The sequence below is a fragment of the Rhodanobacter sp. OR87 genome, from assembly GCF_000473345.1.
Classification (GTDB): domain Bacteria; phylum Pseudomonadota; class Gammaproteobacteria; order Xanthomonadales; family Rhodanobacteraceae; genus Rhodanobacter; species Rhodanobacter denitrificans.
On sequence record NZ_KI421516.1, the window covers coordinates 1 to 23,402 of the forward strand.

Consider the following 23,402-nt stretch of genomic DNA (forward strand, 5'->3'; position numbering starts at 1 on the left):
GCATATCAAGGCATTCTTCGGCACCTCACTCAATGCCGTGAAGACCCAGGTGTGGATCGCCGTTGCGGTCTATGTGCTCATCGCCATCGTGCGCAAGCGCCTGCACCTGAAGGCTTCGCTCTACGAAATTCTACAGATCCTGAGCGTGACGCTATTTGAACAAACCCCATTGGAATGCGCCCTGCAGCAGCAAGAACCACAGAGTTCTACCGGCGACCCTGCTAACCAATTGATTCTCTTCCCCGATTAACCGGACAGTACTGGCGTGGCCAAAGAGAAAGTAACCCAAGAGAAAGGCCACCCCGATGGCGCGCCCTCCGGGCATCCTGCCCTGCGGGTGCGCGGGTGGGCTACGGGGGTTCGCCGACAGGGCTCCTGCCCTGACGTCGAACTGGCCGGCATCCCCGCCGGCCACCCCTGCGGGGCCTTTCCTCCGCCCACCCGCCGCGCCATAGGGGCCCCGGGTAGAGCAGCGCGCTCCCAGCGCGCACTCTTCAGAGGAGCCAGATCAAGAGCAGGAGCGAAGCCACAGCAACGCGACGCTTTGCTGTGGCTGTTGCTTGTCAGCTTCATCACCGAGTGCGGGCCATGATGGCCCGCTGCTCTACCCGGGGTCCCTTGCGCGGCGGTGAGTCGGGAACGACAGGCCGCACAGCGGGCGAGTCCATGGATGGACTCGCCTTTTCGCGCGGGCACGATGCCCGCTCGAAAAGCCCGGCCCCGGCTCACGGACTTGCCGGGCAGGAGGCCCGGCAAGCGCCAAGCGGGGTGGCCTTTCTCTTTGGTTATCTTTCTCTTTGGCCACGCAAAGAGAAAGTAACTCGGGCGCCGAAGGCGCACGAAAGCTCTTCGCTTCAAAGCTCTCATTCCACGAACGGACAATCGTCCGCTACACAGCGAGGAAAACTCAGGCGCCCATGGCCAGTCGGGCACCGAGGTCAATCAGCGGGGCGGCGATCAGCAGCCGCGCCAGCAGCAGCACGATCATCACCGCCATCGGTGCGAAGTCGATCTGGCCGGCGATCAGCCTGCCGTGCAGCGGGCGCAGCAACGGGGCGACGATGCTGCCGGCCAGCTGCAGCATGGGGTGGCGGCGGTCCACCGCGAACATGCTCAGCAGCGACCAGCCGAAGATCAGCACCAGATAGCACAGCAGCACGAAGTCGAGCAGTTCGGCCAGCGCCAGCACGATCAGTCCGAGCGGGTGCGGCATCGCGCCGAGCAGGGCGAACAGCAGCAGGCGCTTGAGCAGCATCGCCAGCCACGCCAGCAGCAGGGCGGCCAGGTTGATCCGGCGCCAGTTCGGCAGCACGCGGCGGATCGGCGCCAGCACCGGGTTGGTGGTGCGGTAGACGAACTGGCTCAGTGGGTTGTGGAAGTCCGCGCGGCAGGCTTCGGCGGCCGCGCGCAGCAGCAGCAGCGCGGCCACCGCATCGAACGCCAGCTCGATCAACATGGACAGCGCATTCAGCAGATAGCTCACGGCAGTTGGTCCAGTTCGGCGGCGAGTTCCACACCGCGGCGGGTGGCGGCGGCGACGGCGCGGGCGACGATGTGCGGCAGGCCGTCGGCGGCGAAGCTTTCCAGCGCAGCCTGGGTGGTGCCATGCGGCGAAGTGACGCGCTGGCGCAGCGCGGCCGGATCCTCGCCGCCCTCGACCAGCATGCGGCCGGCACCCAGGCAGGTCTGTGCGGCGAGCGCGCGCGCGGTGCCGCGCGGCAGGCCTTGCGCCACCGCGGCGGCCTCCAGCGCTTCGACCAGGGCGAAGAAATACGCCGGGCCGGAACCGGACAGCGCGGTGACCGTGTCCATCAGCGCCTCGTCGTCGATCCAGCGGGTGATCCCGGCGGCATCGAGGATGTGCTGCGCCTGCGCCTTCTGCGCCGGGCTGACCCGGTGGTTGGCGCACAGGCCGGTGGCGCCGGCGCCGATCAGCGCTGGCGTGTTCGGCATGCAGCGGACGATCGGCAGGCCGCTGCCGAACCAGCGCTCCAACTGGTCCAGCCGCACGCCGGCGGCGATCGAGATCAGCAGCGGCCGGTGGCGCTGCAGGATGTCGCGCAGGTCGGCATGGATCGCCGGCATCACCTGCGGCTTCACCGCCAGCAGGATGACCTCGGCGTCCGCCACGGCCAGCCGGTTCTCGGCGTAGCAGGCAATGCCGAAGTCGCGGCCCAGTGCCTGGCGCGCCTCGGCCAGCGGCTCGGCCACGCTGAGGGTGGCCGGCGCCACGCCGGTGTTCAGCAGGCCGCCGATCAGGCTGCGCGCCATGTTGCCGCCGCCGATGAAGGCAAGTCGTGTCATGCAGGGCTCCTCGTCCGTCCAGACCACGTACCTTACCGGAGCCGGCGCGACGGCGACGGATTTTGCCGGATGGGCTGTCGGCGACAGCTCGCCGCAGGCAGCCTGGTCGGATCGGCTGGCGATTTTTCGACCGGGTGCGCAAACCGGGTCGACAGTTTGCGCGTGGGCGGTGGAAAGACTGGCCGCACAGCCGCTTGCGCGAGTAGTATCGACGCGGCTACAGGGGGGCTGCGGGTAGTTCGTCCAGGTGGTGTCGTGGCACCGGATGCCATGCGCTTCGGCGCACCACGCCTGCGAATGTCATCCGACCCCGGATGTGGCATACGCATTCATGCCATCCAGACGATCGGTTGAGGGGAAACGACTTCATGGACATTGCCGAACTGCTTGCCTTCTCGGTGAAGAACAAAGCCTCGGACCTGCACTTGTCCGCCGGGCTGCCGCCGATGATCCGCGTCGATGGCGATGTCCGCCGGATCAACATCCCCGCGCTCGAACACAAGCAGGTGCACTCGCTGATCTACGACATCATGTCGGACAAGCAGCGGCGCGACTACGAGGAGTTCTACGAGACCGACTTCTCGTTCGAGATCCCCGGGCTGGCGCGCTTCCGCGTCAATGCGTTCAACCAGAACCGCGGCGCCGGCGCGGTGTTCCGCACCATTCCCTCCGAGGTGCTGACGCTGGAGGACCTGGGTTGCCCGCGCATCTTCAAGGAGCTGATCGAGCAGCCGCAGGGCCTGATCCTGGTGACCGGCCCGACCGGCTCGGGCAAGTCGACCACGCTGGCGGCGATGGTCGACCACATCAACAAGAACGAATACGGGCACATGCTCACGATCGAGGATCCGATCGAGTTCGTGCACACCTCGCAGAAGTGCCTGGTCAACCAGCGCGAGATCCACCGCGACACGCTCGGCTTCAACGAGGCGCTGCGTTCGGCGCTGCGCGAGGATCCCGACTACATCCTGGTCGGCGAGTTGCGCGACCTGGAGACCATCCGCCTGGCGCTGACCGCGGCGGAAACCGGCCATCTGGTGTTCGCCACCGTGCACACCAGCTCGGCGGCGAAGACCATCGACCGCATCATCGACGTGTTCCCCGCCGGCGAGAAGCCGATGGTGCGCTCGATGCTGTCCGAGTCGCTGCGCGCGGTGATCTCGCAGTCGCTGCTGAAGAAGGTCGGCGGCGGGCGCATCGCGGCGCACGAGATCATGGTCGGCATCCCGGCGATCCGCAACCTGATCCGCGAGGACAAGGTGGCGCAGATGTATTCGTCGATCCAGACCGGCCAGCAGTTCGGCATGCAGACGCTGGACCAGTGCCTGCAGGACCTGGTCAAGCGCGGCCTGGTGACGCGCCAGCAGGCGTCCGCCTACGCCAAGAACAAGGACAGCTTCAAGTGAAGCCGGGAATCGGAAACGGGAAGCCGCGAATCGCTGAAGAGCGGAGGGCCGCGCCTGCCTTCGGCCTGAACGCGCTGGCTCCCGCAACCGGTTTGCGGCATGCGTGGGTTTCTCGATTCCCGATTCTCCATTCGCGACTGCCGGGGTAGTGCCATGAGCGATTTCGATTTCACCTCATTCCTAAAGCTGATGGTGCACAAGAAGGCCTCCGACTTGTTCATCACGGCGGGCGTCGCCCCCTCGATGAAGGTGCAGGGCCGGATCGTGCCGATCACGCAGAGTCCGCTCAGCGTGCAGCAGGCGCGCGACATGGTGCTCAACGTGATGACGCCGGGCCAGCGCGAGGAGTTCGAGAAGACCCACGAGTGCCAGTTCGCGATCTCCGCGCAGGGCGTGGGCCGCTTCCGCGTGTCGTGCTTCTACCAGCGCAACTGCGTCGGCATGGTGCTGCGCCGGATCGAGTCGAAGATCCCCACCATCGAGGAGCTGACGCTGCCGCCGGTGATCAAGCAGCTGGCGATGACCAAGCGCGGCATCATCATCTTCGTCGGCGCCACCGGCTCGGGCAAATCGACCTCGCTGGCGTCGATGATCGGCTACCGCAACCAGAACTCGACCGGTCACATCATCACCATCGAGGACCCGATCGAGTACGTGCACAAGCACGAAGGCTGCATCATCACCCAGCGCGAGGTCGGCATCGACACCGACAGCTGGGACAACGCGCTGAAGAACACCCTGCGCCAGGCCCCGGACGTGATCATGATCGGCGAAATCCGCACCCGCGAGGGCATGGACCACGCGATCGCCTTTGCCGAAACCGGCCACCTGGTGCTGTGCACGCTGCACGCGAACAACGCCAACCAGGCGATGGACCGCATCCTGCACTTCTTCCCCGAGGACCGCCGCCAGCAACTGCTGATGGACCTGTCGCTCAACCTGAAGGGCATCGTGGCGCAGCAGCTGATCCCCACGCCCGACGGCAAGGCGCGCCGGGTCGCGGTGGAGATCCTGCTGGGCACGCCGCTGGTGCAGGACTACATCCGCCAGGGCGAGATCCACAAGCTGAAGGAGGTGATGAAGGAGTCCACCCTGCTCGGCATGAAGACCTTCGACCAGAGCCTGGTCGAGCTGTACCACGCCGGCGAGATCAGCTACGAGGACGCGCTGCGCTACGCCGACAGCTCCAACGAGGTGCGCCTGCGCATCAAGCTGGCCCAGGGCGGCGACGCGCATACCCTGTCGCAAGGCCTGGAAGGCGTCGAGCTGGAGGAAAGCCGCGACGCGCAGAACTTCAGCAGCAATTTCCTCAACCGCTGAAGCGGCTGCCCCGGCAAAAAAGGCGCCTGCGGGCGCCTTTTTTGCGCTTCGCCGGTGCGTCGCCGGCTACTTCTCCGCGGGCGGCGTGCCGCCGACGGTCAGGCCGCTGGCGTCCACGCTCTTCACGCCCTTGACGCGCTGGGCGACACGTTCGGCGTGCTCCTTCTGGGCCTGCGAGGCGACCGTGCCGCTGAGCGTGACCACGCCGTCGTGGGTCGACACCGAAATGTCGGTGGCCGGGATGCCCTTGGTGGTGCCGAACTCGGACTTCACCTTGGTGGTGATCCAGGCATCGGCCGCCTTGTCCGGCACGGTCTGGTTCTCGGAGGACTGCTGCATGTGCGCACCGGCGTCCTGGGCGGCGACCTGGCCGAACGGGATGGCTGCGAAGGCGAACACGAGGGTGGTGGCATACAAGCTGTGGCGGATCGTGGAAGTGCGCATGGCGATCTCCTTGGTGGGATGACGATGCCCGCCGGCCGGAGCGACAGGCGGATGCGGTCATCGCCATGGCAACAGCCGGGCCGTGAACGCTGCGTAGCTTGCGCGGGCACCGGTTCAGCGCGGGATTACGGAGGCGAAAGGCAGGTCATGGCGATGTTGCCATCGCGTTGGATGCCGTGCGTTGCGCATGAAAAGCCGGGGCGCCGCTGTGCCCCGTTCTACGCGGAAGTATGGGGATCGAACAAGGACGAGGCGCCGTCAGCGCGTCGGCTTGGGGGAAGGCGGGCTGCCGAGCGGCGTCAAAAAGAAGAAAGGGCGCCGGTCGGGCGCCCTTGCCTTGGTTCCTGTATCAATCAGAACGTCAGATTGAGACCCAGACGCACCGCTCGGGGCGAACCCGGCATGATGTTGTTGTTGCTGTGGGCCGTCGCGTAGTACTTCTTGTCCAGCACGTTCTCGACATTCAACTGCAATTTGAAGCTGCTGTTGACGGTGTAGAACACTGCGGCATCCACCCGCGTGAAGCCCGGCAGGACGACGGCGTTGTCGGTCGACACGAACACCTTGTCCTGATAGACGGCTCCGAGGCCTACGCCCCACTGCGGGTTGAAATCAAGGCGGTTCCAGATCGAAGCCGAGTTGCGCGGCACCTGGCCGAGCTCTTTGCCGTTGGTTGCGCCCGGGGTCTGCACCTCACTGTTCTGATGGGCGTAGCCGGCCATGATCTGCCAGGAATCGGTGACCCGGCCGGCCACGCCCAACTCGACGCCCTTGACCTGCTGGCCGTCGACCAGGATCTGCTGCGCCGGGTTGTTCGGATCCACGATCGCGACGTTCGTGCGGTCGAGGCGATAGATCGCGGCGGTCGCCGACATGCGGTCGTTGACGTCCCACTTCGCGCCGATCTCGACGTTTTTGAAACGCTCCGGGTCGAGGTTGCGATTGGTGGCCGTCAGCGACGCCAGCTGCTCGCCAGCGCGCGGGACGTAGGCGATGGAGTAGCTCGCGTACAACGAAACGTTTTCCTGCGGCTTGAAGATCAAGCCCGCCCGTGGCGAGAGCAGGTTGTCGCTGCTGGACAGCTCGACGCCGTTGCGGTTGTTGTGCAGGGTGACATCGAAGCGGTCGAAGCGTGCGCCCAGGATGGCCTTCCACTTTGGGGAGAACTCGATCTGGTCCTGGACGTAGGCGCCGGCTGTCTTGGCCACGCTGCGGTTGTCGGCGTCGCTGGCGACCTGGCGGAACACGACCGGGCCGGTGTAGATCGGGTTCTGGATCGTGACGAAATCGCCCCGTGCGTCGGGGCCCACCGCCGGGAAGAATGCCGTGTTGCGGAAATTGTCGGTTTCCTGGCGGTTGAGTTCGAGGCCGACGAGGAATTCGTGACTGAGCGAGCCGGTCCCGGCCGAGAAGGTCAGGTCGGTCTGGTTCTGGAAGTTCTTGCGGCCGGTCAGATTGCTGTAGCCGCTGATCGCGACGCGGCCGCTGGCTGCCGTGTACGCGCCGGGGAATACGTTCTGGTAGAACTTGTCGTAGTCGGCGATGCGCGTGGTGTTGGTGAGCCTGGCGCCGCCGCTGAAGTCGTGCGCAATCACCGAGTTCAGCGCATCGATGCGCGCCCACATCGGACTGTCGGACGGCTTGCCGAAAAAGGTCGAACTGCCGGTCGGCAGCGGACGGCCGAGCAGCGGCAGTTGGGACGGGATGCCGCGATCGGTCACGCGATCGTCCTCGAAGTGCTCGTAGCCGAATGCGAGCGTAGTGGCATCGCTGGCGCGGATCGTCAGGGTCGGGTTGATCGCCCAGCGCTCGACATGCGCGAAGTCGCGGTAGCTGTCCGCGTTCTCGTACATGCCCGTGATCCGGAACGCCACAGATTCCTTGACCACGTGGTTGAAATCGCCGGTAACGCGGCGACCGTCCCACGAGCCCAGCGTGAGATTCAGGCTACCGGCATCGGTCCAGTTGGCCTGCTTGGTGACGCGATTGATCAGTCCACCGGAACCGCCGCGGCCGAAGATCATGCCGCTCGGACCCTTGAGGACTTCGACCCGCTCGACGTTGTACAGATCCCGGTAGTACTGGACGTCGTCGCGCACGCCGTTGAGGAAGAAGTCGGCAGTGGAGGTGTTGCCGCGCAGGATCGGCGCGTCACGGTGGCCTTCGCCCTGCGCCATCTGCACGCCGGGCACGTAGCGAACGACATCGCCCATGGTCTGCATCGACTGGTCGCGGATCAGGTCGTCGGTGACGACCGTGATCGACTGCGGCACGTCCAGCAATGGCGTGTCGGTCCGGGTGGCCGTCGCGCTGCGTTTTACGTCATAGCCCCGGTACTCGCCCTGGACTTTCACGGTACCCAGCGTTTTGACATCGCGGGCCGCGTCCGCGGCCGCCGCATCGAGCGCCATCGCAGGGGCCGCGTATGCGGCAGCCAGGAGCGGCAGGCCGTACAGGGCATGGCAGATGGCGCGAGCGACAGCACTCGTCGAGGGGCGCGAGAGAGAACTCATTGAGATGCTCCGGAAGGGATGAAAGGCAGGTTCAAGCGGGGATGAAGACAAGAATGATTCGTATTAAGATACGCGTCGTGATGTCGGATTTTTGTCGGAGACAGCCCGCTGACGGGTCCCCGGTGTCCCACGTGTGCTCTTGTCTGGCCCGGCATTCCGGCCTGCTTCTTCCCGGCCCTCTCGCCTTTGGATACCCATGCTCAGTCGGTTATTGGTCGTCGAAGACAACCACGGTCTGGTTTCGAACCTGTTCGCGTTCTTCGAGCCGCGCGGCTATACGCTCGACGCAGCACCCGATGGCGTTGTCGGCCTGCAATTGGCGCAGACGGGCAACTACGACGCGATGGTCCTGGACTGGACGCTTCCGCGCCTGGAGGGCAAGGAAGTCGCCCGGCGGCTGCGTGCGTCGGGGTCGGACCTGCCGATCCTGATGCTCACCGTGCGCGACGAACTGCCCGACAAGCTGGCCGGTTTTGGCGCCGGCGTGGACGACTACCTCACCAAGCCCTTTGCCTTCGACGAACTCGCTGCGCGAGTGGAAGCATTGATAGCGCGGTCGCAGGGCCGTGTTGCCGGCAAGACATTGCGAATCGGCGACCTGAGCTTCAATACATCGACGCAGGAGATCGATCGGAACGGAACGGCACTTCAACTCAACGCCAGCTGCAAGAAGATACTGGCGCTGTTGATGACAGCCAGTCCCCTGGTCGTCGCCCGCGGCACCCTGGAGTCCGCGCTGTGGGGCGACAACCCGCCGGATTCCGACTTGTTGCGCTCGCATGTCTATGACTTGCGCAAGGCCATCGACGGACCCCACGAAAACAAGTTGATCCAGACGGTGCCGAAAGTTGGCTATCGGATCATTGCTTCGGAGGCCATTGATGGGTAGGGAGACCAGCCTCAAGCAGCGGATGGTCAGCGGCATCGTCATCTACAGCCTGTTCCTGACCCTGGCGCTGTTGGCGTACGGCTACCTCGTCAACGAGCGGGCCGAGACATTGGTCTGGGAATCCCTGCTCAATACGGAGCTGGACCATTTCCTGGAACGTCACCGACTCGACCCCGACTACCGGTGGAACGACTCCGAGACCTTGACGCTCTACGGCACGCTGGTGGGGCACGAGCCGCCCATCGAATTCCGTTCGCTCGATGTCGGGGTGCATGACGAGGTCGTCGTCGGCAGCAAGGAGTTCGTCGTCCTGGTGCGTGCGATCGGAGGAGACCATGCGGTCCTCGCGCTGAACATATCGGGCATGGGATCCAGCAGATCGGGTCTGAATGCGCTCGTCATCGGTTCAGCCGCCGCCATGGTCGCGCTCTTGACCTTTGCCACCGCCATGGGCGTTGGACGGCTGACCAAGCCACTGGGCGATCTGGCTCGTCGCATCGTCGACCTGAGGCCGGCGATATCCGGCCAGAGGCTGGTCATCGCCGAGGGCGAATCCGCCGAGATCGGTGTGGTGATGAGGGCATTCAATGACTATCTCGGACGGATGGACCAGGCCGTGGAACGCGAAAGAACGTTCCTGAATATGGCCAGCCATGAACTGCGCACGCCAGTGGCGGTAATCCGCAGTTCGACCGAACTCGCTCTCTCGCAGCATGACATTTCCGCAATGACGCAGCGTTACCTGCAGCGCATCCGCCAAACGGCCGAAGGCATGGACGAGCTGCTGGCCCTGGTCCTGGTCCTGGCGAAGGACCCCGTGCGATTGCTGAAACATTCCGAAATGACGGACCTGGGTGCATTGATTCCGGAGATAGTGAACGACCACCGCCCCCTGATGAGCGGCAAGGCTTTGGCGTTTGAAATAGGGACATTGCCGAGCGTCTGGATCGAGGCACCGCCGCAGATCGTACGGGCAGCCATCGGAAACTTGATTCGCAACGCGATCGAGAACAGCGATGCCGGCACGATTCGGGTGAGCCTGGAGCTGCCGGCCCAGGTCGTCATTTCCGACCCCGGCCATGGAATGACGGCGGTGGAGATCTCCCGCGTCTATTCACGGCACGCCAGGGAGATTGGACTGGGCCGCGATGGCATCGGTTTGGAACTCATAGGACGCTTGTGCGAGCACCTGGGCTGGACGCTTGAACTGACTTCGGGCGGAGGCACCGGCACGACGGCATCGCTGGCCTTTGCGCACTAGGGACGCCCTGATCCACCCAGCTGTTTCAGGGCATTGCCGAGACGAAGAAGGGTGCCGGTGGTGCAAGGGCCGCGTTCGACGCCGGGCGCAGCGCATGAAAAAGCCGGGGCGCCGCAGCGCCCCGGCTCCCCGTCGGGTACCGGCGCCTACTTCAGCGCGGTCTGGCTGGTGATCACCATGCCGCCGTTGTCCACGTGCATTTCGGCGTCGATGCGGTCAACGCGTTCGGCCTGGGATTTCATGGCAGCGAACTGGGCCTTGGAGCGGGCCAGTTCGGCGGCGGTCTCGGCGGCACTGTCGCCCGAGTCGTCGATCGACGGCTCGTCGCTCTTGCCGATCGCCGCGGTGGCGGCGGCCAGGCTGTCGATCTTCTGCTCCATCAGCTGCAGCCAGCTCAGGTACATCGCGCCGCTGATGTGCATGCGGGCCATCCGGCCGGCGTCGCCGGTCGGGTCCTTCAAAGTGTCGCCCAGGCGCGTGTCCTCGCCGGCACCGATGCCGAAGGCCAGTGCCTTCTCGCCCATGGCCACCCAGGCCGGCTGGCCCAGCATGCCGGTCGCGTCCTTCGGCAGCGGCAGCGGCTTGCCGTCATGGTTCGGTTTCAGCGCGGCCAGCGCGGGCACCATCATCTGGCCCATCGCGAACAGGCCGTCGGGATTGCCGGTGCCGATCAGCACGCGTCCGCTGAACGTGGGCAGGCCGGCGTCCTTGCCCGCTACCAGCGAATCCAGCGCGATGCGCAGACCGAGCATGTCGCCGAACGGCGGGATCGCCGCCTTCTGCATGGCCGGGCCGAGCTTGGCGAAGCTGTCGTTGAGATCGGTCAGCGAGGGGCAGCTGAACGGCTTGGCGGCCACCGCGTCGGCCTGGGCTAGCCAGAACGTGCGTGCCTCGGCGACCGGCAACGCCAGGCTCAGGTCGAACGGCGCGGTGCCGCTGCCGCCCAGTCCGGGCAGCGCCACTTTCAGCCCGGCGAAGGCGTTGCTGATGTCGTCGGCCAGCGCGACGTCGAAACGCACGTCCTGGTGCTTCGTGTCCAGCCTGGTGTAACCGAAGCTCATGGCGGGGACCCGCGCGGCGATGCGCGCGGCATCGGTGCCGCAGCTCGGCGAAGTCTGCAGCTGGGTGGCGACTGGCTCGCCGGTCTTGGCCGCGATGGCTTCGGCGTGCGCCTTCTGGATCGCGCTGATCAGCGGGTCCTTGCCGCTGATCGCCAGCGGCAGTGCGCGGGTCAGATCCAGCTCGCCGACCAGCCACTTCTGGTAACCCTTGGCCCTGGCCAGCGTCTTCAGCCGGCCATCGTCCTGCAGGCTCTGCGGCGGCCGATCCAGCCCCAGCGCCTGGCGCAACAGCGCCGGCGAGGCATCCGCCGGGAGCAGCGCCGCCACCGCCTGCTTGTTGACCGTGGTCAGCACCACCTCGGTGCCGGAGGCGGGGAACGCGTACTTGCGGTAGCTCTGCTTGTCGACGAGGGCGACATCGAGCTTCTTGCCGTAGGCGGTTTCCAGCCGGCCGACGAAACCCTCGAAGGCGCCCGGATCGTTCAGCTGGAAGCGCAGCACCGGGGCCAGGCCCAGGCCGTAGAACGCGGAGTAGCCCTTGAGGTTCAGGCCGGCACCCTGGGCGAAGCTCTCGATGGTCTTGCCGTTGAATTCGGCGCGCAGCGCGTGCAGCAGTCGCGCGCCGTCGGGATCCTTCCTGGCCAGTCGCTCGGCGCTGGCATCGAGCTGGGCCAGCTGGGACGGCAACTGCGCATCCGCCTGGGCGAGCAGGGCGCCGCGGGTGGCGTCGTCCATGATGTCGAGGTTGGCCACCACGTACGGCGTATCCGCCGGTACGAAAGCCAGCGGTGCATCCTTGTCCTTGTGCCCGCAGGCCGCCAGCATGACGCCGGCGAAACCCAGCGCGATGTATCGCGTCGTCGATCGCATGGTGATCCCCAGTATGGTGAGTGGTGCGCCGGCCATTATGCCCGCTTGCCCGGGGCGCTGCCGTGGCTGGCGGCTGGCTGCCGCCGGCCCGGCGAGGCGGTTCAGCGGGCCAGCACTTCGTTGAGCACGGCCATGCGTACGAACACGCCGTTGCCGACCTGTTCGAGGATGCGCGACTGCGCGCCGTCGGCCACGTCGGAGGCGATCTCGATGCCGCGGTTGATCGGGCCCGGGTGCATCACCAGGCAGCCCGGGGCGGCCAAGCCGAGACGCCGCCGATCCAGCCCGTAGTGGTCGAAGTACGCCGCCTCGTCCGGCAGCTCGATGCTGGCCATGCGCTCCTTCTGCAGGCGCAGCATGATCACCGCGTCGACGCCCTCGATCGCCTCGTCGAAGTTGCCGTAGCGGCGAATCTGCGGCGCTTCGTCCGCCGGCAGCATCAGCTCGGCCGGCCCGCACAGGCGGATTTCCTTCACCCCCAGCGCGGTGAACGCGTTGAGGTCCGAGCGGGCCACCCGCGAATGCTTGATGTCGCCGCAGATGAGCACGCTGAGCTTGTCGAAGTCCGGCCGGTGCTGGCGGATGGTCAGCGCGTCCAGCAGGCCCTGGGTGGGGTGCGCGCGGTTGCCGTCGCCGGCGTTGATCACCGAGACCCCGCTCATCGCGTGGCGCACCAGCATGTCGGGCGTGCCCGACTGCTTATGGCGCACGACGATGGCGTCCAGGTGCATCGCCTCAAGCGTGTGCAGGGTGTCGAACAGTTCCTCGCCCTTGCTGGTGGAAGACAGTCCGATGTCGAAGTTGATCACGTCCGCACCCAGCCGCCGCGCGGCCAGCTCGAACGAGGTGCGGGTGCGCGTGGACGGCTCGAAGAACAGGTTGAGCACGGTGCGACCGGCCAGCACGTCGAGCTTGCGGGTGCCGTGCGCGCAGGCATCGCGCAGGGACTCGGCGCGGTCGAGCAGGCGCTCGATCGTCTCGCGTGGCAGGTTTTCCAGGGAGGTCAGGTGGCGCAGGCGAGGGCTCATGGCGGCGGGTCTGGAGGTGGAAGGGAGAAGTCCGGTCAGCGACCGGGAGTGTCGGCCGCCGGCGTGTCAGCGCCGGCAAGCCAGCGTTCAAGGATGACCGCGGCCGCTTCGGCGTCAATGTCGGTAGCGTCGCGGCGGCGTTTGAGCCCCACCGCGCGGGCAGCGGCGAACCGCTGTGCAGCTTCCTGCGAGCTGTGCCGTTCGTCGACCAGCACGACCGGCAGGCCGTAGCGCTGCCGCAACTGCACGGCGAACTGGCGGGCGCGGCGGCTGGCGGGCTGTTCGGCACCGTCCAGGGTCAGCGGCAGGCCGACCACCAGGGTGTCGGGCTGCCACTGCTGGCGCAGCGTGTCGAGGCGGGGCCAGTCCGGATTGTCGTCACGCACCGCGAGGGTGGCCAGCGCGCGGGCGCTGGCGGTGTAGGTATTGCCGATCGCCACGCCGGTGATCCGACTGCCGACGTCGAAGCCGAACACGCAACTCATGCGTGACCCGCGTAGCCGGACAGCTGGCGCGGGTCGACCCCGACCAGCCCGGCGGCGGCGCTCCAGCGTTCCTCCAGCGGGGTGTCGAACACCACCCGGCCGCAGGCCTCGGCGGTGAGCCACGCGTTCGCCATCAGTTCCTGTTCCAGCTGCCCGGCGTCCCAGCCGGCGTAGCCGAGCACCATGATCGCCTGGCGCGGGCCTTCACCGGCGGCCATCGCCACCAGGATGTCGCGCGAGGTGGTGACCGACCAGTGCTCGTTGATGCGGTAGCTGGAATCCCAGTCGCCCGGCTCGCGATGCAGCACGAAGCCGCGCTCCTGCTGCACCGGGCCGCCGATCAGCACCGGCGCGTCCGCCAGTTCGCTGTCCTGGCATTCCAGCTTCATCTGCGCCAGCACGTCGCCGAAGCGATACTCGGACAGCTGGTTCACCAGCAGGCCGACCGCGCCGTCCTCGTCGTGCTGGCACAGCAGCGCCACGCCGTGCGAGAACGGCGGATCGGCCAGGTTCGGCATGGCGATCAGGAAGTGCCCGGTGAGGGTCGAGGGCTGCACGGCGGTCATGCGCGCATTGTAAGCGCAGCGCACGCCGTGCGCAGGCATCCGTCGCCTTCGTTCAGCGTGTCTGCAGCACGTTGTCCGGCTGGAAGCGCCAGGTGCGGGTGATGTTGAGCTCGTCGATGCGTTCGGCGCTCCTGGGCGCCGGCGGGAACGGCGCGGCCAGGCGCACGATGCGCTCGGCGGCGGCGTCCAGGATCTTCTGGCCGGAGCTCTGGATCACCTCGATGCTCTTGATGCTGCCGTCGAGGTCGAGCACCACGGTGAGCAGCACGTCGCCGTGCAGGCCGCGGCGACGGGCCTCCTCCGGATAGTTGAGGTTGCCGACCCGCTCGACCCGGTCGGACCAGCCGCGCATGTAGGCGGCGTACGCGTATTCCCGCGTGCTGGCAGTGAGGTATTTCACCTTCGGCCGCTTGGCGTAGTCCACCTTCTTCTTGCGCAGTTCGGCGGCCAGCTGGGCGATCGCCTGCTGGCGCTTCAGTTCGGCGGCGGTCGGGGTCTGTTCGTGTGGGGCGACCTCGGTCTGCGCGGTGTCGCTGGTCACGCGGAAATCGCTGGCGCCGCGGGTGGTGACCATGCGTGTCGGGGTGGCCTCGCGTGGCCGCGGCGTGGCGGCTTCGACCGGCTGCGCGGCGATGCCGGGGTCGGGCCGCGGGATCGCGCCGGAAAACAGGTCCGACGGCCGCGCCGCGCGATCGCTGCGACCGCCGCCGGTGTTGTTGGCCTGGGCCAGGAAGTCCGCCTTGTCCGGTGCCTGCTGGTTGGCCACGTTGACCAGGGTGACGTCCAGCGTGGGCAGGCTGGGCGTGGGCTTCACGAAGTGGAAGGTGATGCCCAGCAGCAGCACGCCATGCAGCAGCAGCGAGAACAGCAAGGTGGCGCCGATCGGGTCGGGCGGCGAAGGGACGGTTGCGGTGGCGCTCACGCTCGACGGTTTCCGGTGACGTGCTGTTCGATGACGTCGAACAGCTGGCCGGCAATGTTAAGCCCGAACTGCGCGTCCAGTTCGCGCACGCAGGTCGGGGATGTGACGTTGATCTCGGTCAGGTAGTCGCCGATCACGTCCAGCCCGACGAACAGCAGGCCGCGCCGGCGAAGTTCGGGCGCTACCTGGCTCACGATCCAGCGGTCGCGCTCGGACAGCGGCACGCCGACGCCGCGCCCGCCCGCGGCCAGGTTGCCGCGGAACTCGTCGCCTTGCGGAATGCGCGCCAGCGCGTACGGCACCGGCTCGCCGTCGATCACCAGGATGCGCTTGTCGCCGGCGCTGATCTGCGGGATGTACCTTTGCGCGACCGTGAATTGCCGCCCTTCGCCGTGGGCATCGCCGCCAAGCAGGGTTTCCAGCATCGAATTGAGGTTGCCGTCGCCGGTCCTGGCCCGGAAGATGCCGCGCCCGCCCATGCCGTCCAGCGGCTTCAGCACCACCTCGCCGTGTTCGGCGGTGAACCGGCGCAGTTCACCCGCATCGCGCGAGACCATCGTCGGCACGATGCACTGCGGGAATTCCAGCGAGAACAGCTTCTCGTTGCAGTCGCGCAGCGAGCGCGGGTCGTTGACCACGGCGACGCCGCCGCGCTGAGCCGCTTGCAGCACCATCGTGTCGTAGATGAACTGGGCATTGACCGGTGGATCCTTGCGCATCAGCACCACGTCCAGTTCGCGCAGGTCGCGCCAGGACGCCGGGCCCAGCGTGTACCAGCGCTGCGGGTCCTCGCGCACGTCGAGCGGGGCGATCCGCGCCCACGGTTCGCCGTCGCGCAGGGCCAGGTCGCCCTGCTCGAAGTAGTGCAGCGAATGGCCGCGGCGACGGGCTTCGAGCAGCATCGCGAAGCTGGTGTCCTTGGCTGCCTTGATCGCGCCGATGGGGTCCATCAGCACGCCGACCGAAAGGGTCATCATGGTTCTCCGTGGGTGACGCGCCGCGGGGCCGGCATGCGTCGCAAGGCCGTTATAGCAGGCCGATATACTAAGGCGGCGGCTGCCGGGGCTGTCGAATTGCGACAAGGCCGGCAGACCTGCGCTGTCGCCGGTGGCCAGATGGTGCCACTATGGGTCACCCGGCAGCGGCAGCCGGTGGCGCGGCGATTATTGCTTGACAGTCTTGGCGGGCAGGCAGTAAACAGCAAAGTCACTGGATTCACCGTCTTAGAGCGGTTGTTGTTGGCCTTTTCGACATTTTTTTACATGCATACCATCCGGCATGGCTGTTGCATGTCTTGTTGACTATCCTGAGCTCGGGCGGGCCGCAGGGGGAGTGAGTGAATTTGAACATGAGCGCTAACGAGTTGGACGGTCTGAAGGTCATGGTGATCGACGACTCGAAGACCATCCGCCGCACGGCGGAAACCCTGCTGAAAAAAGAGGGTTGCGAGGTGCTGACCGCCGTCGACGGCTTCGAGGCACTCGCCAAGATCTCCGACCAGAAGCCCGCCATCATCTTCGTCGACATCATGATGCCGCGGCTGGACGGCTACCAGACCTGCGCGCTGATCAAGAACAATCCGCAGTTTCGCGCCACGCCGGTGATCATGCTGTCCTCCAAGGACGGCCTGTTCGACAAGGCGCGCGGCCGCATCGTCGGCGCCGAGCAGTATCTGACCAAGCCGTTCACGCGGGACGAACTGCTTGGTGCCATCCATCGCCACGTCAGCACGGTATCGAGCCACTGACTGCAGATTCCGAGGGGGACCAGTGGCCACCATTCTCATCATCGACGACTCGCCGACCGACGTGCGCGTGTTCACCACGCTGCTTGAGCGGGCCGGGCACCAGGTCGTTGCCGTCAGCAGCGCCGAGGAGGGCATCGAGCGCGTGCGCACCGACATGCCCAACCTGGTCATCATGGACGTGATCATGCCCGGCATGAACGGTTTCCAGGCCACGCGTACGCTCACGCGCGACCCGAAGACCCAGAACGTGCCGATCGTGATGATCACCACCAAGTCGATGGAGACCGACCGCGTCTGGGGGCTGCGCCAGGGCGCCCGGGCGTTCATCACCAAGCCGGTGAACGAAAAAGAGCTGCTGGCGTGCATCAACGAATTGCTGCCGAGCGAGAAATGAACCCGTACGTCAACCGCACCCCGTTCGAGATCCTGGCCCGTTACGAGCGACTGTCGCTGGCGCATGCGTCGGATACGCAGGACAAGCTGGAAGCGCCCGGGTTGTGGCGCGGCATCGGTTTCCGGGTCGGTTCGCGGCTGCTGGTCAGCGGCATCGACGAAATCAACGAATTGCTGGCGGTGCCGGTGCTGACCCCGGTGCCCGGCACCCAGCCGTGGCTGCTGGGCGTGGCCAACGTGCGTGGCAACCTGGTGCCGGTGATCGATTTCGGCCGCTTCCTGTTCGGCGATCGCACCCAGCACACCGACCGTACCCGCCTGCTGGTGGTGCGCCAGGGCGGCGGCAACGTGGCGCTGCTGGTGGACGAGGTGTTCGGTCAGCGCACGGTGGACGAAGAGCAGCGGCGCGAGGCGGGGCGCGAGGAAGATCCGCGACTGGCCCGTTTCGTCGACAGCCGGGTAGGCGAGCAGCAGTTGGCCGTTTTCAGCATGAACCGGCTGGTGCGCGCACCGGACTTCCGGCAGGCCGCGGCCTGACATCGGGGCAGGGCCGCAGTGACATGAAGGGCCGGCGCCCGCGTGGGCCGGAAACGTGGGACAAGCATTCCCTGGCCGGTACCCACTGCGCGGGGCCGGCAGCGTAATCAGTTAGACGGATGAGGTGAACATGAGCACTACAGGGGGCGTCAGCAGGGAACGCGGTTATACCGCACTCATTGTCCTGCTGCTGATTGCGATCGGTTTTGCGGCGCTGGACTTTTTCCTGCTCAACCAGAAGAACGGCGAGGATCGCCAGGCGATCGCGCTGACCACGCAGATCCAGGTGCTGTCGCAGCAGACGGCGAAGTTCGCGCTGGAATCGGCAGACGGCAACACCGACTCCTTCAAGGAGCTCGAATCCACCCGCAACGCGATCGACTCCGCCGTGCAGCGACTGGACAAGGGCGACCCCAAGAGCGGCATGCAGCCGTATTCGGACAACAACGCCACGCCCGCCGGCCGTGCGGTGAGCGCGCTCGACGCTTCCTGGAAGCAGCTCGATGCCGACATCGGCAAGATCCTCTCCAACAAGGCGGTGGTGCTCGACTCCGGCCAGCGCGCAAGTACCCTTTCGCAGCAGATGCCACTGCTCAACTCGAGCATGGAGCAGGTGGTCAACATCCTGCAGCAGCGCAACGGCAGTTCCGAACAGATGCTGGGCACCTCGCGCCAGATGCTGTCCGCTGACCGCATCATCCGCCGCGTGCAGGAAGTGCTGCAGGGCGGCGACAGTGCCCAGTCGGCGGCCGATGGCCTGTCGCGCGACGCGCAGCTGTACGGCAGCGTGCTGAAGGGCCTGATCGAGGGCAACCCCGACAGCGGCGTGCGGCCGATCAACGACGCCAATGCGCGCAAGATCCTCACCGACATGGACGCCAGCTGGGCCCAACTGGCCGACCCGGTGGCCAAGCTGGTCGCCGCCGCCGGCAACATCGCCGACGTGAAGCGCGCGGGCAACCAGGCCTCGCTGGATTCGCAGACCGTGCTGCTGCGCGCGAACGACCTGTCCGAGCAGATCGGCAAGCTGCCGCTGCGCCGGCTGTTCCCGAACGTGTGGTGGGGCCTGCTTGGTGCGATCGCCGCGGTGGCGTTCGCCCTGCTGCTGGTCATCACCCTGGTGCGCGACCAGCGCCGCCGGTTCGCCCAGAGTACCGAGCTGAACCAGCGCAACCAGGAGGCGATCATGCGCCTGCTGGACGAGATGGGCTCGCTCGCCGAAGGCGACCTGACCGTGAAGACCACGGTGTCGGAGGACATCACCGGCGCGATCGCCGACTCGGTGAACTACGCCATCGACGAGCTGCGATCCCTGGTGACCACCATCAACGAGACCTCCGAGCAGGTGTCGTCCTCGGCGCAGGAAACCCAGACCACCGCCCGCCACCTGGCCAACGCGGCCGAGCAGCAGGCGCAGCAGATCAGCACCGCGACCTCGGCGATCAACCAGATCGCCAGCTCGATGGATGATGTGTCGAAGAATTCCGCCGAGTCGGCCGACGTGGCCGAACGCTCGGTGAAGATCGCCTCCCACGGCGCCGAAGTGGTGCGCGAGACGATCTCCGGCATGGACTCGATCCGCGACCAGATCCAGGAAACCTCCAAGCGCATCAAGCGCCTGGGCGAATCCTCGCAGGAGATCGGCTCGATCGTGGAACTGATCAACGACATCGCCGAGCAGACCAACATCCTGGCCTTGAACGCGGCGATCCAGGCGGCCTCGGCCGGCGAGGCGGGCCGCGGTTTCGCGGTGGTGGCGGACGAAGTGCAGCGACTGGCGGAGCGCTCGACCAGCGCGACCAAGCGCATCGAGACGCTGGTGCAGACCATTCAGTCCGATACCAACGAAGCGGTGAACTCGATGGAGCAGACCACCGCCGAGGTGGTCGCCGGTGCGCGCCTGGCCGAGGATGCCGGCAGCGCGCTGGGCGACATCGAGCGCGTGTCGCACGACCTGTCCGCGCTGATTCAGAACATCTCCACCGCGGCGCGCGAGCAGTCCGCGGCGGCAACCGATATCTCGGTATCAATGAACGCAATTCAGGAGATCACTTCGCAGACCTCGCAGGGCGCGAGCCAGACCGCCGACTCGATCGGTACGCTGGCCCAACTGGCGAGCGACCTGCGGCGATCGGTGGCGCACTTCAAGCTGCCGGGTTGACATCGGCCGGGCCGGTTGCCGGCCCGATTGAGCAAAGCACAAGACAGGGGGCAGTCTCGGTGGTTGCAGGATGCTTGCGTTGTGCAACCGTTGAGAGAGGCGCATGAGACTTCAAGACCACATCGATTTCACCACGCTGCAGTGGGTCAAGCCGGAGCTCGACGACACCTTGTCGATCGCCCGCGAGGCGCTGGAGTCGTACGTCGACAACCCGGGCAAGCGCGACTACATGCGCACCTGCGCGGATCACCTGCACCAGGTGCAGGGCACCTTGCGGATGGTCGAGCTGTACGGCGCGGCGATGGTGACGGCAGAGATGGAGGCGCTCGCCATCGCCCTGCTGGGGGATCACGTCACCTATCGCGAGGAAGCCTACGCCGCGCTGATGCGCGGCCTGATGCAACTGCCCGACTACCTGGAACGGCTGTCCAGCGGCCACCGCGACGTGCCGGTGGTGCTGCTGCCGTTGCTCAACGACCTGCGTGCCAGCCGCGAGCAGGAGCCGCTGCCCGAATCGGCGATGTTCCACCCGAACCTCGATGCGTTCCTGCCGGAGCAGGCGCCCGCGGCGATGAGCGAAGCCTACGCCGAGGCGCATCGCGGCGAACTGGTGGACCTGCGCCTGCGCTTCCAGCAGCAGTTGCTGGGCTGGTTCCGCGGGCAGAACGCCGCGCAGCAGCTGGTCAACATGCGCAAGACCCTGCTGGCGATCACCGCGCGCTGCCATCACGTGCATGGCCGGCGCCTGTGGTGGATCGCCGCCGGCGTGCTGGAAGGCCTGGAGCAGGGCGCGCTGAAGGGACAGGCCGGCGAAATCCGCCAGCTGATCGGCAAGGTCGACCGCCACATCCGCCTGCTGATCGAGCAGGGCGAGGACAGCCTGCGCGGCGGCGAAGCGGACGACGTGGCCTGCAAGCTGCTCTACATCGTGGCCCAGGCCAAGCAACGCAGCCCGCAGATGGAGCTGTTGCGCGGCACGTACGCGCTGGACGGCCTGCTGCCCGATGCCGGCGAACTGGAACACGCCCGCGGCTCGATGGCCGGGCACAACCGCGCACTGCTCGATTCGGTGTCGCGCGCGCTGAAGGACGACCTGCTGCGCGTCAAGGAGGCGCTGGACCTGTTCCTGCGCCAGCAGAACGGCGATCCGGCGCAGCTGGCCGCGCAGGGCGAAGTGCTCGAGCGCGTCGGCGACACGCTGGGCATGCTGGCGCTGGCGGTGCCGCGCCGGGTAGTCACCGAACAGCGCCGGGTGCTCGACGAGATCGCCAACCGCATGCGCGCGGCCGACGAGGAGACCCTGCTCGACGTGGCCGGCGCGCTGCTGTACGTCGAGGCGTCGCTGGACGACCACATCGAAAGTCTCGGTTCCGAGGAAGAAGCGGGCACGAACGACGCCATGCCCAGCCTGCCGCGCAGCGAAGCGCTGGGCGTGGTCACCACGCTGATGCAGGAGGCGATCGCCAACACCGGCAGGGTCAAGGACGCGATCGTCGCGTTCGTCGAATCCGGCTGGGAGCATGATCGCCTGGCCGGCGCACCGGCGCTGATGGAAGAAGTTGCCGGCGCCATGCACATGCTGTCGTCGCCGCGCCCGGCCGAGCTGGCCCAGGGCGTGGGCCGTTTCATCGGCAACGAATTGCTGGATGACCGGCGCGTACCGAGCGGCGCACAGATGGACCAGCTGGCCGATGCGCTGGCGGCGCTGGAGTACTACCTGGAGGCGGCGCGCGAGCATCGCGGCGGACTGGAACACATACTCGACGTGGCCGAGCACAGCCTCGGCCTGCTCGGCTACTGGCCACTGCCGTCGGCACGCGCGGCGTCTGCCGCGCCGACGGCACCCGAGGCAGCGCCGGTCGAATCCGCCGCTGCGGGCGAGCAACACCCCGAACTGTCCGAGTCCGTCAGCCTGCTGCCGGGCGAGGACCTGGGGCAGCTCTTCGTCGGCGACAGCCATACCCCCGCCGCACCCACCCACGACCTGGACGGGCTGCGCCTGGCGCAGACCGAAACCACCGCGCCGACCGCCCTGGATCACTCCGCGGCCGACGCGTCGGGCCAGGACTGGATCGAGATCGAGGAGGAGGTGGTCGAGCAGGTGCCGGTGCGCGACGCGCTGGCGGCGAACACCGGCTTCAACGTCAATGCCGAGGGCATCGACGACGACATCCGCGAGATTTTCCTGGAGGAGATGCAGGAGGAAATCGACAACCTGCGCAGCGCCGAGAAACTCTGGCTGGCCGATCCCGCGCAGATTTCGTCGCTGGTCGGCATCCGCCGTTCGTTCCACACGCTGAAGGGCTCGGGCCGGTTGGTCGGTGCCGGCGTGCTGGGCGAGTTCGCGTGGAAAGTGGAGGACATGCTCAATCGCGTGCTGGACAACACCATCCAGCCGGACGACAACGCGCAGGCGCTGGTGCGGCATGCGATCGATGCGCTGCCGCAATTGCTGGCCGCGCTCAAGGGCGAGGGCGCACCGGGTGCACCGCTCGGCGCGATCATGCATACCGCCGAACAGCTCGCGGCGGGCAACCCCGCGCGGGTGGAGGACCACGCACCGCGGGCGATGGAGACGGTGCGCCGCGTGGTGCGCCGGCGCGTGCCGCGGATCGACACGGCGGCCGAGGCCATACCCACGGCAGGCCTGACCGACGCGAGTGCCGCATCCGTCACGCCGGAGCCGGCCGAGTCCGTGCAGGCCATGGCGATGCCGGTGATGCCGCCGGTGGATCCGGTGCTGCTGGAGATCCTGCGCAGTGAAGTGGCGCAGTACCTGCAGACCATTCGCGCCGCGATCCAGCGCAGCGACGACGAGTTGCCGATCGGCGAGGAACTGCTGCGCGCCGTGCACACGCTGCATGGGGCGATCGCGATGGTCGACATCCCGCTGCTGACGCAGCTGCTGTCGCCGCTTGAAGGCCTGTTCAAGCGTCTGCGCGCCGCCAACCTGCCGCTGTCCTCCGAGGGCCTGCGCCTGCTGGGCCAGGCGGTCGACGTGGTCGACCACGTGATGGGCCAGTTCGACGCGGTCGAGCCGCAGCTGCCGGACGCCGATGCGCTCACCGCGCAGATCACCCGCATGCGCGACCGCTATCCCGAATCGAAGGTGGCGCACGTCGTGTTCGAGCCGCAGGCCGAAGAGGCCGAGTCGGCAGAAACCACCGACACGATGGACAACGTCGACGCCGAGCAGGCGATCATGGCCGACTCGCTGGAAGCCGGCATGGCCGAGGTCGCGGCGGCACGGAACGAAACGGCATCCGCCGACGTGCCGGCCGACACCGACGAACTGTCGGACATCCATCCGGATGATGCGCGCCACGCCGAGCTGACTGCCGAACTGGTGGCGGCACTGGGCGCCTTTGAGCCCGAGCAGACCGTCGCCGAAAAGCTGGCGGCCGAGCAGGCCGCGGCGGCGCAGGTCGCAGCGGAGAAGCTGGCCGCCGAGCAGGCCGCGGCGGCGCAGGTCGCAGCGGAGAAGCTGGCCGCCGA

At 66.9% G+C, this 23,402-nt stretch carries 19 protein-coding genes and 1 pseudogene; 10 read left to right on the forward strand and 10 right to left on the reverse strand.

Annotation, left to right across the window (positions count from 1 at the left end):
* A pseudogene (locus tag RHOOR87_RS19510) lies at positions 1 to 250 on the forward strand (IS4 family transposase); the annotation flags it as partial.
* A 657-nt stretch (positions 251 to 907) separates the two neighbouring features.
* On the opposite strand, the gene RHOOR87_RS0118430 reads toward RHOOR87_RS19510, so the two are convergent.
* Entirely contained in the window at positions 908 to 1,483 is a 576-nt protein-coding gene (locus RHOOR87_RS0118430) for a YggT family protein (protein WP_007507063.1), read from the reverse strand.
* Positions 1,480 to 2,304: a pyrroline-5-carboxylate reductase gene (proC, locus tag RHOOR87_RS0118435; RefSeq protein WP_043796072.1), complete on the reverse strand. Its 825-nt coding sequence runs from the start codon at positions 2,302 to 2,304 to the stop codon at positions 1,480 to 1,482. Before proC ends, RHOOR87_RS0118430 begins: the two co-directional genes overlap by 4 nt.
* Before the next feature lie 368 nt (positions 2,305 to 2,672).
* On the opposite strand from proC, the gene RHOOR87_RS0118440 reads away from it, so the two are divergent.
* Both RHOOR87_RS0118440 and RHOOR87_RS0118445 read left to right on the forward strand, forming a co-directional pair.
* Positions 2,673 to 3,710 (forward strand): type IV pilus twitching motility protein PilT, encoded by a 1,038-nt coding sequence (locus RHOOR87_RS0118440; RefSeq protein WP_007507061.1) that lies wholly within the window; start codon positions 2,673 to 2,675, stop codon positions 3,708 to 3,710.
* Positions 3,711 to 3,863: 153 nt separating this feature from the next.
* Positions 3,864 to 5,030, forward strand: a complete 1,167-nt coding sequence (locus RHOOR87_RS0118445) for a PilT/PilU family type 4a pilus ATPase (protein WP_007507060.1) — start codon at positions 3,864 to 3,866, stop codon at positions 5,028 to 5,030.
* Positions 5,031 to 5,096: 66 nt separating this feature from the next.
* On the opposite strand, the gene RHOOR87_RS0118450 is transcribed toward RHOOR87_RS0118445, so the two are convergent.
* Both RHOOR87_RS0118450 and RHOOR87_RS0118455 read right to left on the reverse strand, forming a co-directional pair.
* On the reverse strand, positions 5,097 to 5,474 hold the full coding sequence (locus tag RHOOR87_RS0118450) for a BON domain-containing protein (protein ID WP_007507059.1): 378 nt from the start codon (positions 5,472 to 5,474) through the stop codon (positions 5,097 to 5,099).
* A 353-nt stretch (positions 5,475 to 5,827) separates the two neighbouring features.
* Positions 5,828 to 8,038, reverse strand: a complete 2,211-nt coding sequence (locus RHOOR87_RS0118455; RefSeq protein ID WP_231381839.1) for a TonB-dependent siderophore receptor — start codon at positions 8,036 to 8,038, stop codon at positions 5,828 to 5,830.
* Between the two features lie 145 nt (positions 8,039 to 8,183).
* Between RHOOR87_RS0118455 and RHOOR87_RS0118460 the strand changes: the two genes are divergently transcribed.
* A complete protein-coding gene (locus RHOOR87_RS0118460; protein ID WP_043291942.1) occupies positions 8,184 to 8,876 on the forward strand; it encodes a response regulator transcription factor in 693 nt (230 codons plus the stop codon).
* The gene (locus RHOOR87_RS0118465; RefSeq protein ID WP_007507056.1) at positions 8,869 to 10,137 is read left to right on the forward strand and encodes a HAMP domain-containing sensor histidine kinase; all 1,269 of its coding nucleotides are present in this window, start codon (positions 8,869 to 8,871) and stop codon (positions 10,135 to 10,137) included. Before RHOOR87_RS0118460 ends, RHOOR87_RS0118465 begins: the two co-directional genes overlap by 8 nt.
* Positions 10,138 to 10,283: 146 nt before the next feature.
* Here RHOOR87_RS0118465 and RHOOR87_RS0118470 read toward each other — a convergent pair whose 3' ends face one another.
* The 6 genes from RHOOR87_RS0118470 to gshB form a co-directional block, all read right to left on the reverse strand.
* Positions 10,284 to 12,068, reverse strand: a complete 1,785-nt coding sequence (locus RHOOR87_RS0118470; RefSeq protein ID WP_027485855.1) for a hypothetical protein — start codon at positions 12,066 to 12,068, stop codon at positions 10,284 to 10,286.
* 101 nt (positions 12,069 to 12,169) lie between these two features.
* Positions 12,170 to 13,096 (reverse strand): aspartate carbamoyltransferase catalytic subunit, encoded by a 927-nt coding sequence (locus RHOOR87_RS0118475; RefSeq protein ID WP_007507054.1) that lies wholly within the window; start codon positions 13,094 to 13,096, stop codon positions 12,170 to 12,172.
* Between the two features lie 35 nt (positions 13,097 to 13,131).
* Positions 13,132 to 13,581 carry a Holliday junction resolvase RuvX gene (gene ruvX / locus RHOOR87_RS19515; protein ID WP_051357978.1) on the reverse strand — a complete coding sequence of 150 codons (450 nt, stop codon included), beginning with the start codon at positions 13,579 to 13,581 and terminating at the stop codon, positions 13,132 to 13,134.
* Positions 13,578 to 14,147 (reverse strand): YqgE/AlgH family protein, encoded by a 570-nt coding sequence (locus tag RHOOR87_RS0118485; RefSeq protein WP_027485856.1) that lies wholly within the window; start codon positions 14,145 to 14,147, stop codon positions 13,578 to 13,580. The genes ruvX and RHOOR87_RS0118485 overlap by 4 nt, the downstream gene beginning before the upstream one ends.
* Before the next feature lie 52 nt (positions 14,148 to 14,199).
* The gene (locus tag RHOOR87_RS0118490; RefSeq protein WP_007507051.1) at positions 14,200 to 15,069 is read right to left on the reverse strand and encodes an energy transducer TonB; all 870 of its coding nucleotides are present in this window, start codon (positions 15,067 to 15,069) and stop codon (positions 14,200 to 14,202) included.
* Entirely contained in the window at positions 15,066 to 16,043 is a 978-nt protein-coding gene (gene gshB, locus RHOOR87_RS0118495; protein WP_007507050.1) for a glutathione synthase, read from the reverse strand. Before gshB ends, RHOOR87_RS0118490 begins: the two co-directional genes overlap by 4 nt.
* A gap of 362 nt (positions 16,044 to 16,405) precedes the next feature.
* Here gshB and RHOOR87_RS0118500 point away from each other — a divergent pair, with 362 nt between their 5' ends.
* The 5 genes from RHOOR87_RS0118500 to RHOOR87_RS19520 all read left to right on the forward strand — a co-directional run.
* On the forward strand, positions 16,406 to 16,816 hold the full coding sequence (locus RHOOR87_RS0118500; RefSeq protein WP_274378359.1) for a response regulator: 411 nt from the start codon (positions 16,406 to 16,408) through the stop codon (positions 16,814 to 16,816).
* 22 nt (positions 16,817 to 16,838) lie between these two features.
* Positions 16,839 to 17,210 carry a response regulator gene (locus RHOOR87_RS0118505; RefSeq protein WP_007507047.1) on the forward strand — a complete coding sequence of 124 codons (372 nt, stop codon included), beginning with the start codon at positions 16,839 to 16,841 and terminating at the stop codon, positions 17,208 to 17,210.
* Positions 17,207 to 17,746, forward strand: a complete 540-nt coding sequence (locus RHOOR87_RS0118510; protein ID WP_007507045.1) for a chemotaxis protein CheW — start codon at positions 17,207 to 17,209, stop codon at positions 17,744 to 17,746. Before RHOOR87_RS0118505 ends, RHOOR87_RS0118510 begins: the two co-directional genes overlap by 4 nt.
* Positions 17,747 to 17,876: 130 nt before the next feature.
* The gene (locus tag RHOOR87_RS0118515) at positions 17,877 to 19,907 is read left to right on the forward strand and encodes a methyl-accepting chemotaxis protein (RefSeq protein WP_007507043.1); all 2,031 of its coding nucleotides are present in this window, start codon (positions 17,877 to 17,879) and stop codon (positions 19,905 to 19,907) included.
* Positions 19,908 to 20,010: 103 nt separating this feature from the next.
* Positions 20,011 to 23,402, forward strand: a 3,392-nt coding sequence (locus RHOOR87_RS19520; RefSeq protein ID WP_043796077.1) for an Hpt domain-containing protein, incomplete at its 3' end; no start/stop codon positions are given.